The organism is Planococcus massiliensis (assembly GCF_000821325.1).
GTDB lineage: Bacteria > Bacillota > Bacilli > Bacillales_A > Planococcaceae > Planococcus > Planococcus ruber.
The window spans coordinates 2,477,482-2,491,336 of record NZ_CCXS01000001.1; the positions used below are offsets into that span (position 1 = coordinate 2,477,482).

Here is a 13,855-nt window from a genome sequence, read left to right on the forward strand (position 1 = left end):
CTCACCTCTTAAAATGCCCAGTTTCCGTTCCGGAAAACCGGTTCGCTTGAGCCGTCTTCGTAAATGCCGTCAATCGACATCTCGCCGCTGCCGATCATAAAATCTTCGTGAACGATTGATGTGTTCAATCCGATTGACTCCAATTGTGTACGTTCCAAATCACGCGCTCCTTCGTAGCACGTTGGATACGAATCGCCGATTGCCAGGTGGTTTGATGCATTTTCATCGAAAAGCGTATTATAGAAAAGAATATTGGCATCCGAAATAGGCGACTCATGAGGAACTAAAGCTACTTCCCCTAGGTACGCTGCCCCTTCATCCGACTGGATCATTTCATCCAGCAGCTCTTGTCCGACTCCAGCTTCCGCCTTCACAATTTTTCCTTTTTCAAAAGTCAATGTGAAATCATCAATGATATTCCCTTGGTAGACAAGCGGTTTTGTGTTGCGGACAAACCCTTCGACACCATATTTAGCCGGGACTGTATAGACTTCTTCCGTCGGCATATTGGCGATGAACGAATTGCCTTGCGGCGTTTTTGCAGCGCCTGTCAGCCATAGATGCTTTTCCGGAAGAGAAATCGTCAAATCCGTGCCAGGTGCAGTGTAATGCAATTTCGCAAACCGTTTTTCATTCAATTGTGCAGCACGGGTTTCCAAATGCTCAACGTGGTCTGTCCATTTTTGGACAGCATCGCCTTCGCCAATGCGCACTGTTTTAAAGATGGCATTCCAAAGCGCTTCAATTTGCTGATCGCTTTCAAGATCCGGGAATACTTTTTCGGCCCATTTCTTGGAAGGGATGGCGATAATCGACCATGCAATTTTATCCGAGCCCACTGCTTGGCGGTAGTTCTCCAATGCCTTGCCTGCTGATTTCTGTGAATCCGACAGACGTTTCGTCGGGATTCCGGTCAATAAATCCGGATCTTCTGCATCAATCCACAAGAAGGAACCGCCCGTCTTAATGATTTCATCGCGCTGGACAACTGACCATTCCGGATATTCGTTGAACGCTTCGTCCGGCGCCAATTCGTAATGATCGCGTGTATGGACTGGGTCTGCGTAATTGACATGGACGCGCTTCGCGCCAGCTTCATATGCTTTTTTCACCACTAAGCGTGTGAATTCGACGGTATCCGTCGTTGTATTGATCAAAATGATTTGCCCTTTTTGGACATTCAAGCCGACATGGACTGTCAGCTCTGCATATTGTTCCATTTTCTCTTGAAAAGTCATCATTTTTTCCCCTTTTCAGAAACTGTTTTGCTGTTGCCTGCCACCAATTGGCCGCCATGAAGAATTTTTTGGACCGGTTTTGACGGCAATTCTTTCGTGAATTTCTTGTAATGCCGTTCATCTGCGTAAGCGAGCAGCGTCAAGACTTCGCCGTCTGCACCTGCTCGTCCCGTGCGTCCTGAACGGTGCATATACTGCTCCACTGATTGCGGCACGTCCACGTGAATAACGTGGGTAACGGCGTCAATATCCAATCCTCTGGCCGCCACTTCCGTTGCGATTAAAATGGAAACTTCTCCGTTCCGGAACGAATCCAGCGCTTTTTTCCGTTGATCTTTGTTCATTTCCGAGTGCAGTGTCACAATTTTGGCATCGCGGAACTTCAGTTTATTTTCTTTCATCAACAGTTGATCCAGGTTATTGACGAAAGCCAAGCCTTTCATTCCTTCGATATGCGAAATTCTGCGGAGCAGATCCGTTTTATCGCGTTCGTCGACTTTAATGAAAGAATGGGTGACTTTCCCTTGCATCGGCAAGTCTTCCGCTGTAACGCGAAGGCGCGTCGGATGGTTCATCAAACGGTCAGCCACCAATTCGACTTCTTCCGTAATTGTAGCCGACACCAGCACTAACTGGCGGTCGTGCTGCGTTTTTTCAATCAAGTCTTTCATGAGGTTGCGGTGTTCGCGCGCCATCAATTGGTCGCCTTCATCCAGCACCAGCATCCGGATTTCATGCATTTTCAGTTTTTTCGTCTTTACTAATTCACTCAAACGGCCCGGCGTCCCGACAACAATCGCCGGTTTTTTCTTGAGCTTTTCAAGCTGGCGCTGCATATTTGCGCCGCCGATCAATTGTGTGACGGTAACATCCGTGCCTTCTGTCCATTCGCGCAACACGTTGACAATTTGCATCGACAGCTCCTGGGACGGTGCCACAATCATGGCTTGGACGGATTTTTTCTCCGGATTGATGCGCTGCAGAATCGGCAGTACATAAGCCAAAGTTTTTCCGGAACCTGTCGGAGACTCCGCTACGATGTCATTGCCTGCGAGCATTTCAGGAATCATCTGCTCTTGAATCGGCATCGCCTGTTCAAATCCTGCATTTTTCCATTTTTCCTGCCAAATTGGATCCAGTTCATTTATAAAGTTCATCTTTTATTCCACCTTCTTTTCGATGCTAATAGTGTACCATATTTGGCGCCATAGCTGGACATTTTGAAGCACCTCGGCAAACGTTCCGTTTCCATCAAAAAAGCCAGCCCATATTCAGGCTGGCTAAGCTTATTCGGTTACTTGCTTTTGTTTATAGACAATTTCTTTTTCCGCTTCTGTCACTGGGCGTGTCGGCTTTTTAATGAACAAGGCCAACAGCAGCGCAACAAGTGCAATGAAGGTGGAAACAAAGAAAGAAAAGTTAATGCCTTCAAGCATCGCCATATTCAAAATTTGTTCCGGCGGAGTTCCGCTTAAAGCCAAATCTTTTGCTGCAGATTCTGTGCGGGCATTCATAATAGAGATCAAGAATGCAGAACCGACGGCTCCAGCGACTTGCTGCAGCGTATTGTTAATCGCTGTACCGTGCGGATACGATTTCATCGGCAATGTATTCAAGCCGTTCGTCATAACCGGCATCATGACCATTGAAATCCCGAACATCCGCAGCGTGTAGATGAGCATGATATTTACAAAGCTTGAATCGATGCTAAGCTGGCTGAACATATAAGTCGTCAAGACGACAATCAATAATCCTGGAACCGCAAGAACTTTCGCGCCGAAGCGGTCAAACAAGCGGCCCGTCACCGGTGACATGATCCCCATCACCAAAGCGCCCGGCAGCATCAGCAAACCGGAGTTGATCGGTGAAATCCCTTTGATGCTTTGAATATAGATCGGCATCAAAATCATTGCCGAGAACATCGACATCGACACAACCACAGAAATGGCTGAAGACAAAGCAAACATCGGATATTTGTAGATACGGATTTGCAATAAAGGCTCATCCAATTTCAATTGGCGGAAAATGAAAATGATTAGCGATACAATCCCGACAGCAATTGTCGTCATCACGACAGGATCGGTCCACCCCATTGTTCCGGCCGAACTGAATCCGTAGAGGATGCCGCCGAAGCCTAACGTCGAAAGAATCAGTGATCCGGTATCAAGCGAGATATTGCGGTCTTGGAACGTCAAGTTCTTCAGTTTAAAGATACCGAGTGCAAGCGGCACTACGGCTATCGGCAAGACGATCCAGAACAGGACACGCCATGAGTAGTGTTCAACGATAAATCCTGAAAGGGTTGGCCCGATAGCCGGGGCTACGACCATGACAAGTCCAAAGACGCCCATTGCTTGTCCGCGTTTTTCCACAGGAAACGCTGCGAGCATAACGTTCATTAGTAACGGCATCATTAGCGCCGCACCAGATGCTTGGATCATGCGCCCGATCAAGAGGACGCTAAATACAGGTGCTACTGCCGCAAGCAACGTTCCGGTTGCGAACAACGACATTGCTACGATAAAAATCGAGCGGTTTGAGTAGCGTTGGATCAAATAAGCACTGGCCGGGATTAAGATCCCGTTGACCAGCATATAAGCGGTCACGAGCCATTGCGCGGTCGATGCATCGATTTCAAAATCGCCCATGATCGACGGCAATGCTACGTTCAATAAAGTCTGGTTAAAGATGGCCACAAATGCGCCGGTAAAGAGTATGGCAATAATGCCATAAGGCGGTTTTTTCTGTTCTGTCATTCTTTTATTCCTCCGTAATTTCTTGCGTGATTATGGTTCTTTATTTCTCCATTGCATTATTCTATACCGCTCGTCCAATTTAATCAAGAGAAATATACCGACAGTTCAAAAACATTGATTTGAAAGTGTTTTCAAGATATGATGAGACTAGACTACGAGTATAAAGGTGAATGAAATGAATTCAAAAAAACAAAAAATTACGAACGCCGCGTACAAGCTTTTCATCAATCAAGGATATAATTCTTCTTCAATCCAGGACATCCTTGATGAAGCGGGCGTATCGAAAGGCACGTTCTATAATTATTTTTCTTCTAAAACGGAATGCCTGATTGCCATTATGGAATCGGTGGGCAGCGAAATTCGCCAGAAACGGATTGCGGCCTCAGTCGGAAGACCGCTCGATGACTTGGACGTTCTCGCCGAGCAAATGTACATCCGCATCCAGATGAACCGAGAGAAAAATCTTTTCGCTTTGTACGAAAGCATTTTCTATTCCCAGGACGAAGAACTGAAGAAATATGCACGGGAAGTATACATCACGGAATTGAACTGGATTGCTACCCGCATCACTGACGTCTTTGGCGACGAGGCTAAGCCTTTCGCTTTAGATAATGCAGCGGCCGTGCACGGCTCTATCCAGCAGCTGATCAATTTATGGAAAGTCACGTCGACTGAGGAGTTGCCGACTAAGGCACTTTCTTCTTTCGTTTTGAGAAGATTAAAAACGAATATAGCGGATCAAATCAAACAAAATGACCGTTTTATCCAAAAAAACAATTTAACGGTTTCTTCCCCGCTTCCGAAAATGACACTTCCGGAATTGAGCGGGAAGTTAAAGGATTTGGTGTGCCAAGAAGACGAACCGGACGCCAGGGAATTGGTTATTTTCCTCGCGGACGAACTTATAGCCAAAGAGCCGCGATATGTATTAATGGAAAGCGCACTCGCTACGCTTTCCAACAGCCATACGTACGAGCTGGAATTGGTGGCGGCGCTTGAAAAAGTGTGGAACATCTTACAGGAACGCAAAAAAGAGGCAAAGCGCTGAACGCTTGCCTCTTTTTCATGGTTTTTTTCGGCCGTTGACCGCTTGTTCAAATGCATAGGTATACTCAATCAATAGCGGTTCTGAAAATGCATTCCCTGTAAAGGTAACGCCGAAAGGTTCATTGTCATCTGTGAAGCTGAATGGAACAGTTATCGAAGGCGCTCCTGCAGCTGCCCCTACATTGCAGCCAAAATCCTGCGGCAACAGCAGCGCATCTGCCCCTACTTCTTTTAAGGTTGCGCTGATTCCATTTTCAGCTGCAAGATAACGGTTGCGCTCCAACGCTTCCACATATTCGCGCTCCGTTAATTGGCCGCTCATGCTATTCGCTTGTTCGAGCAGATTCTGCCCGAACTTCAACATTGTTTCAGCATGCTGATTGTGATAAGCAATCAGATCATCCATGGATCGAATCGGATTCTCCGGATTCGATTTCGCTAAATATGCGTTTAAATCGGCTTTAAACTCGTGAAGGAGAACCGCAAACCCGAGATCGTCCTGGTCAGATCCTAAATCGATGGGATCGATGATTTCAGCTCCGCATTCCCGCAGCTTGTCCATCGCCTGTTCAAACAATTTTAGTTGTTTAGCCGGAATCGCTTCTTCAAAAAGAGCGCGCGGCACGGCCAGTTTCACTCCTTTTAATCCATCTTCTTTATAATGGGCCGACCAGTCATAGCCTTCAAACTTCACAGCAAGAGCCGTAATGGCATCTTCCGGATCTTGCCCGATCAATGCAGCAAATACCGATACGGCATCTTCTACTGTCCGGCCGAATGTGCCGGGAATATCCTGTGTATGGGAGAGCGGAATGATTCCGGTCCGGCTAATCAGGCCAATGGTCGGTTTGATGCCGACTAAGCTGTTCTGGACTGCCGGATTGATGATGGAACCTGAAGTTTCTGTTCCAATCGAAGCTGCTGCCAAATTCATCGTGACAGCGGCAGCTGAGCCGGAACTGGAGCCGCCCACATCGAAAGGGCCGTACGGATTTTCCACTTGGCCGCCGCGTGAACTATAGCCGTTGGTCATTTTATCCGACATGAAATTGGCCCATTCGGTCATATTCGTTTTCCCTAAAATGACTGCTCCTGCTTCCCGCAATTTTTTCACGACAAATGCATCTTCTAAGGCGTAATGATTTTTCATGGCGAGCGATCCCGCACTCGTATGCATTTTATCGCCCGTATCCATGTTGTCTTTAATAAGAACCGGGATGCCATGCAATGGCGAGCGTGCGCCAGTTGTCTGCCTTTCAAAATCCAATGCCTGGGCAATCTGAAGCGCATCCGGGTTCATTTCCAATATGGCGTTTGTATGAGAATCGCGGACTGAAATGTTTTCTTTATACATTAAAACGAGCTCTTCGGAAGTGACCTTTCCTTCCTCCAGCTCTTTTTGCATTTCAGCGAGCGTCATTTCGTCCAAGCGCTCGTGTCGGTAGGCTTCCAATTTTTTATCATGCATCTGATTTCCTCCCATCCTTCCCCACATTGTCCAGCCGGTTGGCAAATGAAAAAAGCCGGAATTAACCGACTTGATCTTTTTCTGTATATGTTTTCATCAGTTCATAAAGAGATAATTCGTAAAGCTGCCTGCCGTTGATCTTGAACACGTTTTGAGCCACCAACTCTTCAATCACATTCGAACGTTTATCTTCAAATTTTGATTCAGGTATTTGTTCCATGCTGTCCATTCTCTCCTTGTTTTGTCTTCTCTTTTCTTTACCCTTTGCAGAAGAAAATTAAAACCTATAAGTGCGAGAATTTGTGACAACTTTTGACATTGCCGCCATATGTTTTATTCAGCCTTATCGTTAGTTTCAAATAAAAAAAAGCTATCCCACTGGCGAGCCAGTGGGATAGCTTCTCTCCGTTTATTTAGCTGGAATCATTCCACCGCCGAGAGCTCTGCCTGTTTCAGCAATTCCCGCACTTCGGCTGTCGATTTCGTGTTCATCAATTGGTTTCTCAGTTCTCCGGCTCCGCGGAAACCTTTGACGTAAATCTTGAAAAAGCGGTGAAGCCCCGACATCGATCGCGGCAGCTCTTCCAGATACTTGTCATGAAGGTCCAAATGCAGCTTCAATAAGCCAAGCAATTCTTCGTTGCCATGCTCTTTCGGCTCTTTTTCAAAAGCAAACGGATTTTTGAAAATCCCACGGCCGATCATAACCCCATCCACTCCGTATTGTTCCACGAGCTTCAAACCGGTTTCGCGGTCGAGGATGTCTCCGTTGATCGTCAACAACGTATCCGGGGCAATTTCATCGCGCAGTTTCTTGATTTCCGGGATCAATTCCCAATGCGCATCCGCCTGGCTCATTTCTTTTCGCGTGCGCAAGTGGATGGAAAGGTTCGCAATATCTTGCTTGAATACATGCGTCAGCCAGTCGCGCCATTCTTCAAGCTCGGAGTAGCCAAGGCGCGTTTTTACGCTGACTGGCAGTCCTCCCGCTTTGGCTGCCTGGATAATTTCCGCCGCCGCTTCCGGGCGAAGGATCAGGCCGCTGCCTTTTCCTCTTGTGGCGACGTTCGGCACTGGGCATCCCATATTGATGTCGATGCCTTTGAATCCCATTTCCGCCATGCCAATGCTCATTTGGCGGAAGAATTCCGGCTTGTCGCCCCAAATGTGGGCGACCATCGGCTGCTCGTCTTCCGTAAACAATAGGCGTCCACGAACGCTTTTCATGCCTTCCGGATGGCAATAGCTTTCCGTATTCGTAAATTCCGTGAAAAACACATCCGGTCTGCCGGCGTGGCTGACGACGTGCCGAAACACGACATCCGTCACGTCTTCCATGGGTGCAAGTACAAAAAATGGACGCGGCAAGTCGCGCCAAAAATTAGTGGTCATGATGAAGTTCATTCCTTTCGTTTTCTTATCTATTCAGAAGGAAAGCAGACGGCCTTGGAACATGCAGGCTTGCCTGTCCAACCGTCTGCTTTTTATTTATTTTCATTCAGCGAGTTCAAGCCAGGCTACAGCTTCGCAATGCGTCGATTGCGGGAACATATCGACCGGCTGCACTTCTTTTGTGCGGTAACCGCCGTCTTCCAAGATGCGCAAGTCGCGTGCGAGTGTTGCCGGATTGCACGAAACGTAGACGACACGCTGCGGCCGCTGCTTCAAAATCGTGCGGAGCAATTGCTCGTCGCAGCCTTTTCTCGGCGGGTCGACCATCAAGACATCAGCCGTGCGCCCTTCTTTATACCAGCGGGGAATCACTTGTTCAGCTGGACCCGCTTCAAATAAGGTATTGGAAAAGCCGTTCAGTTCGGCATTCCGTTTGGCGTCTTCAATGGCTTGCGGCACAATTTCAACGCCCATGACAAATTTGGCCTGCTTGGCAAGGAACAAGGAAATTGTCCCGATGCCGCAATACGCATCGATTACGGTTTCATTCCCCGTTAAATTCGCGTATTGGAGTGCTTGTCCGTAAAGGACTTCGGTTTGTTCCGGATTGATCTGATAGAACGAACGCGCGGAAATTTCAAAGCGGACATCGCCGATACGGTCTTCAATCGCATCTTTGCCCCAAACCGTGAGCGTCTCATCGCCGAAGATGACATTCGTCTTTTCAGGATTGACGTTCTGGATGATTGACGTCACTTCCGGCACCAATGAACGGATCCGTTCAACCGCCTGATCCGCTTGTTTGAATTTCTTTTTCTTCGTCACAAGCACGACCATAATTTCGCCGGTTGCCCGCGCTTTACGGACCACCACATGGCGTAGCATGCCGCGATGCGTGGCTTCTTCGTAAGGCTCAATGCCCATTTCATGTAAGCTCTTTTTCAATCCGTTCATGATCGCATCCGCTTCCGGCGTCTGGATGAGGCAAATATCCGTATCCGCTATATCATGCGACCGCGTCCGGTAAAATCCGGCTACCACCCGACCATTATCGGTGCCGAACGGAATTTGTGATTTATTGCGGTAGCGCCACGGATCTTCCATGCCCTTCACCGGATGCACCGGCACGTCCGGCAGTTTGCCGATGCGGGTAATGGCATCGCGCACCAATTTCTGTTTGAATGTCATCTGGCCTTCATAGGAAAGATGCTGGATTTGGCAGCCGCCGCACGTATCGAATACGGGGCAAGGTGCCGTCACCCGGAAAGGTGATGCCTGTTCTATTTGGATCAATTTGGCAAAGCCATAGGATTTTAAGGTTTTCAAAACATGGACCTGGACGTCTTCTCCGGGCAACGCGCCTTGGATGAAAAGCGGATAGCCTTCCACTTTGGCTACGCCTGCTCCGTCATGCGTCAAATCTTCGACATGGACAGACAGCCGATCATTTTTTTGTACTGGTTTCAAAGTGTTCACTCCATTTCACATTGCTTTATCATACAATAAAAAAACGCGGCAGGCAAAACCTGCGCGCGCTTCTCGCTGCCAAATCATCGGCAGCTCGTTCGACTTCTTCTATCGAAGTTTTATTTTTGTTCGTCTTTCGTCACCGCTCCGTCTTTCAGGGAAATCCAGAAACCGGCGACAATGGACGCAATCAGTACAATGAATGGTGCATAAAATATTAAGAAATCCTGCATATCAGTTTCCTCCTTTATGCATGATAATCCGATTTTCCTTTAACGTAGTCTTTGTCGAATAGGAACAGGCGGAACAAGAGATACAAGGAAGGCAGCAAGAGCCCAAGCCCTGCAATGAATGCCACGATCAAGGCAATCGCCATCGTTTCGTTTGTGAAACTGTCATAAATCGTCAAGTACGGATACAGCAAATACGGGAAATGGGACAATCCATAAGCGAAAAATGCGGTAAAGAACTGTCCGACCAAAAGAATAAACGCCAAACCGTAATTTCTTCTCTTCCAGATCAAGTAAACCGTTCCGACGAACAAAAGGAACGAAATCGCGAATACCCACCAAAGATCGAGCAAGTTCTCGTAATGTTCCGGACTGTGGCCGCGCAGCTCGTAAATGATGCCGGTTGCTGTAATAATCGCAGGCCCTGCCCAGATCAATGCGTATTTCCGCATGAGGTCCGTCGCTTTCACATCTCCTGCTTTATTGGCGTACCAAGTCAGGAAGACCGCTGAAATATAAAGCACGGCTGCAATGCTTAGAACGACGATGCTCCACATGAGCGGACTTGTAAATAGCGCCCAATAATCCAGGTGCGGGTTTCCATCCACCATGTTGATGAATCCGCCTTCCGATATGGCGAGCACCGGTGAAAGCGCAGCCGGCAGCAATAATCCGGAGAGGCCATACATATAGATATAGCCTCTATGATTGATTTTCGCCCCGTAAGTCGCAAAGGCATAATACGAACCGCGGATCGCGAGCAGGATGAGCGCAATGCTCGCCGGCACGAGCAAAGTGGTGCCGTAGTAAAATGCCGTTTGCGGGAAAAACCCGATGATGCCGACAAAGAAGAAAACGAAGAAAACGTTCGTCACTTCCCATACCGGCGATAAATAACGCTGGATAATATTCGTCAAAATGTGCTGCTTGTTTGTAAAGGCGCTATAAGCGTTAAAGAAACCGGCGCCGAAATCAATCGACGCCACAATGACGTACAAGAACAGAAACAGCCAGAGAACTGAAATCCCGATAACTTCTAACGTTAACGTCATTCTTTTTCACCGCCCTTTTGAGCTTCACGAGCTGCCAATTCTTTTTCAATCGGATTGCGCTTATACATACGGAGCAGAACGACAATCGTGCCGATGCCGAGAATAAAGTACAAGCCGGCAAACAAGATGATCATCAGATCGACTTGGCCGCTCGTCGTCGCTGCTTCTTCAACGGTCATATAGCCCCGCAAAATCCATGGCTGCCGTCCGACTTCGGTGAACCACCAGCCGGCTTCAATCGCAACCAATGCAAGCGGCCCGCTGATCAAGGTCAGCCAGAGGAACCATTTCTGTTTGATGAATTTCCATCCCCGCCACGAAGCGGCAACATACACAAAGGCGATAAATGCAAGCCACATGCCGATGGACACCATGATATCAAACAGATAATGGATCCAAAGCGGAGGCACTTCATCTTCCGGGAACTCATTCAATCCGGTGACTTCAGCATTCGGCAGACTGTGTGCCAGGATGCTGAGCGCGTAAGGAATGCGAATCGCATACTTCGGTTCTTCACCGTCCAATACCCCGAATAAGACCAAGTCTGCGCCTTCTTCGGTTTCAAAATGCCATTCAGCGGCCGCCAATTTTTCCGGCTGGTATTCGGCCAAATATTTACCGGAGAAATCTCCGATGATGGCTGTTGCGATTGCAAAAACCAATCCAAGTTTCATCGTCAAATGCAACGCTTTTTTATGATAGATGTGTGTTGAACCCCGGATGATCCGAAGCGCTGCAATCGATGCCAGCAAGAACGCACACGTCAAGAACGCCGTTGCCACAACGTGCGCCACTTTCGTCGGCATGGCCGGGTTGAAAATCGCCAAGAACGGGCTGACGTTGACCAATTCGCCATTCAATACTTCAAAGCCTTGCGGCGAATTCATGAACGCATTGACGATGGTGATGAAAACAGAGGAAGCCGCTGCTCCAAGAGCTACCGGAATCAGCAGCAGCAAATGTTTGCGCTGATCTTCGAAGCGGTCCCATGTGTAAAGATAAATTCCAAGGAAAATCGCTTCAAAGAAGAAAGCGAAAACTTCCATGAATAATGGCAATGCAATGACATTCCCTGCCACTTGCATAAAGTTCGGCCAAAGGAGCGATAATTGCAGCCCGATGGCCGTACCCGTCACAACTCCTACCGCGACGGTGATGACAAATCCACGCGCCCAGCGGCGAGCCAACAGGATATAATGGTCGTCATTTTTCTTAATACCGACCCACTGCGCAATCATGATCATCAGCGGAACGCCGACGCCGATTGTCGCATAAATAATATGGAAAGAAAGCGTTAATAACGTTAAGATCCGACTCAGTAAAGCAGTATCTTCTAATACCATTTACGTTTTCTCCTTTCAAAATCACCCTGTACTCCCGTTACCCTTTTATACCCCTATTGTACCCTACTCTCCTACTCTTCTCTTTCTTCAACCATCTGAAACCTCGACTTTTTCCCGCAGCTATGAATAACTTGTGACAAAAGAGGGTATATATAGATTGTAAAATTTCTAAATATTTAGTATTCTAATTAGAATAAAAAAAAAGGGTGAAGCATCATGGAAACTAGACGAAAAGTATTTGCTTACATTACGAGAGGACCAGAAGAGAAACGGGAATTATTAGTATTTGAACATAAAGGTGAGCCGGAAGCAGGACTCCAGGTTCCAGGAGGCACCATTGAAGAAGATGAAATGCTGATTGATGCGCTTTACCGGGAAGTGCTTGAAGAAACCGGTTTGCCTCGTGTCGTATTGGAGTTTGTCGGGAAAGTGCACAAATACAATTATTACCCAGACCACAAAGATAAAGTGTATGAGCGCAACATCTTTCACTTTGAATATACCGGAGAACCGGTCGACTCATGGGAGCATGTAGTGGTCAGCGATGGACAAGACAATGGCCGGACGTTCCAGTTCCATTGGGAACCGGTTGACCATCTGCCAAAACTGGCGGCAGAGCAGGATCAAGCGATCGAATTGCTGTAACCGCATTAGCTATTTTCTTATGGATTTTCATTTTAAAAAGCGCATGGATTTTCATCCATGCGCTTTTGCTTTTTTTATTGTCATGTTTTCCGCTTTTCCTTATTGTCCAGACTCCGGCGCCTAACTCTTCGGGTCATAAGCCAGACCAGCTGTGCGGCAAAGAACGCCGCTTCGCTGTTCCGTCTTATGCCCGTCAGAGCTGGATAGGCGCTTCCGCTTTTCCTTATTTTCGGTCTTTTTCACTGATTGAATCAATCGGCACCATGACTTCAATATGCTGCGCCAAGTTTTCAAAAGTAGCCGGCAATAAGCCGCCGTATTCCCCGTCTAAGTTCAACAGCACCCGTTCATCAGAAGTTACGGCAATCTTGCTCGCTTTTGCATAAATGACATGCGGATCGGATAAATGCTCGCCGCGCAGCGCCAATGTCGCCAACCGAATAAATTCCGCCATATTCACTTCTTTCAAAATCAATAACGTGAATTTGCCGTCGTTGATGCTGGCATCCGGCGCCAATTTTTCAAAACCGCCGACTGAGTTGGTCAAACCGATCAAGAACATCATGGCCTGGTCTTCAAAAACGTTGCCGTCATATTCGATTCGGACACGGGAAGAACGGATGGATGGCAGCATTTCAATCCCTTTTAAATAATACGCCATCTGGCCGAGCACCGTTTTCAATTTGCTTGGGACTTCATAGGTCAATTCCGTCAGCCTTCCGCCTCCGGCAATATTGATAAAATGACGGTCTCCCATCAGCCCGACATCCACCGGGATCGAGTCTCCCTGCAAAATGATATCGACTGCTTTATTGATATCTCTCGGAATATGGACAGCTCGGGCAAAATCATTCGTCGTCCCCATCGGGATCAAGCCGATTTTCGGACGGTTCTCAAATGTCGAGACACCGGAAACCACTTCGTTTAAAGTGCCGTCCCCGCCTACTGCGACAATCAAATCATAATTCCGTTCAACTGCGAGAGAAGCGGCTTTGGTGGCATTCCCTTCTCCTGTTGTAGCATGGCAGGACGTTTCATAGCCTGCCTGCTCCATTTTTTCGAGCACTTCAGGCAAGTGTTTTCGGAATAATTCTCTCCCGGAAGTTGGATTGTAAATAATTCGTGCACGTTTCATACGATTCAGCCTTTCTCGACGTTCTGCGTTCAATATAAAATAAGACCAGTTTCGGACAAAAGAAGTTCCCTTTCAAACAGAA

The 13,855-nt window shown here is 47.6% G+C and carries 13 protein-coding genes; 2 read left to right on the forward strand and 11 right to left on the reverse strand.

The window, feature by feature from the left end:
* Window positions 1–8 precede the first annotated feature (8 nt).
* The 3 genes from BN1080_RS12450 to BN1080_RS12460 all read right to left on the reverse strand — a co-directional run bounded on the left by BN1080_RS12450 (window position 9) and on the right by BN1080_RS12460 (window position 3,994).
* Window positions 9–1,238: an aminopeptidase gene (locus tag BN1080_RS12450; protein ID WP_052652434.1), complete on the reverse strand. Its 1,230-nt coding sequence runs from the start codon at window positions 1,236–1,238 to the stop codon at window positions 9–11.
* Window positions 1,238–2,395: a DEAD/DEAH box helicase gene (locus BN1080_RS12455; protein ID WP_052652436.1), complete on the reverse strand. Its 1,158-nt coding sequence runs from the start codon at window positions 2,393–2,395 to the stop codon at window positions 1,238–1,240. Before BN1080_RS12455 ends, BN1080_RS12450 begins: the two co-directional genes overlap by 1 nt.
* A gap of 129 nt (window positions 2,396–2,524) precedes the next feature.
* Complete coding sequence (locus tag BN1080_RS12460) at window positions 2,525–3,994, reverse strand: MDR family MFS transporter (protein WP_052652438.1); 1,470 nt, start codon at window positions 3,992–3,994, stop codon at window positions 2,525–2,527.
* 175 nt (window positions 3,995–4,169) lie between these two features.
* Here BN1080_RS12460 and BN1080_RS12465 point away from each other — a divergent pair, with 175 nt between their 5' ends.
* On the forward strand, window positions 4,170–5,042 hold the full coding sequence (locus BN1080_RS12465) for a TetR/AcrR family transcriptional regulator (RefSeq protein ID WP_052652440.1): 873 nt from the start codon (window positions 4,170–4,172) through the stop codon (window positions 5,040–5,042).
* A gap of 15 nt (window positions 5,043–5,057) precedes the next feature.
* Here BN1080_RS12465 and BN1080_RS12470 read toward each other — a convergent pair whose 3' ends face one another.
* The 7 genes from BN1080_RS12470 to BN1080_RS12490 form a co-directional block, all read right to left on the reverse strand.
* Complete coding sequence (locus BN1080_RS12470) at window positions 5,058–6,509, reverse strand: amidase family protein (protein WP_052652442.1); 1,452 nt, start codon at window positions 6,507–6,509, stop codon at window positions 5,058–5,060.
* 61 nt (window positions 6,510–6,570) lie between these two features.
* The gene (locus tag BN1080_RS17055) at window positions 6,571–6,729 is read right to left on the reverse strand and encodes a Fur-regulated basic protein FbpA (RefSeq protein ID WP_234398963.1); all 159 of its coding nucleotides are present in this window, start codon (window positions 6,727–6,729) and stop codon (window positions 6,571–6,573) included.
* A gap of 203 nt (window positions 6,730–6,932) precedes the next feature.
* On the reverse strand, window positions 6,933–7,901 hold the full coding sequence (locus BN1080_RS12475; RefSeq protein WP_052654610.1) for a tRNA dihydrouridine synthase: 969 nt from the start codon (window positions 7,899–7,901) through the stop codon (window positions 6,933–6,935).
* A 102-nt stretch (window positions 7,902–8,003) separates the two neighbouring features.
* Entirely contained in the window at window positions 8,004–9,368 is a 1,365-nt protein-coding gene (gene rlmD, locus BN1080_RS12480; protein ID WP_052652444.1) for a 23S rRNA (uracil(1939)-C(5))-methyltransferase RlmD, read from the reverse strand.
* Window positions 9,369–9,487: 119 nt separating this feature from the next.
* A complete protein-coding gene (cydS, locus tag BN1080_RS17575) occupies window positions 9,488–9,601 on the reverse strand; it encodes a cytochrome bd oxidase small subunit CydS family protein (protein WP_407674784.1) in 114 nt (37 codons plus the stop codon).
* Between the two features lie 14 nt (window positions 9,602–9,615).
* Window positions 9,616–10,650 carry a cytochrome d ubiquinol oxidase subunit II gene (locus BN1080_RS12485; protein WP_052652446.1) on the reverse strand — a complete coding sequence of 345 codons (1,035 nt, stop codon included), beginning with the start codon at window positions 10,648–10,650 and terminating at the stop codon, window positions 9,616–9,618.
* The gene (locus tag BN1080_RS12490) at window positions 10,647–11,993 is read right to left on the reverse strand and encodes a cytochrome ubiquinol oxidase subunit I (RefSeq protein WP_052652448.1); all 1,347 of its coding nucleotides are present in this window, start codon (window positions 11,991–11,993) and stop codon (window positions 10,647–10,649) included. The genes BN1080_RS12485 and BN1080_RS12490 overlap by 4 nt, the downstream gene beginning before the upstream one ends.
* A gap of 216 nt (window positions 11,994–12,209) precedes the next feature.
* Here BN1080_RS12490 and BN1080_RS12495 point away from each other — a divergent pair, with 216 nt between their 5' ends.
* A complete protein-coding gene (locus BN1080_RS12495; RefSeq protein WP_052652450.1) occupies window positions 12,210–12,638 on the forward strand; it encodes an NUDIX hydrolase in 429 nt (142 codons plus the stop codon).
* Between the two features lie 223 nt (window positions 12,639–12,861).
* On the opposite strand, the gene BN1080_RS12500 is transcribed toward BN1080_RS12495, so the two are convergent.
* Entirely contained in the window at window positions 12,862–13,773 is a 912-nt protein-coding gene (locus BN1080_RS12500; protein WP_052652452.1) for a diacylglycerol kinase, read from the reverse strand.
* Window positions 13,774–13,855 lie beyond the last annotated feature (82 nt).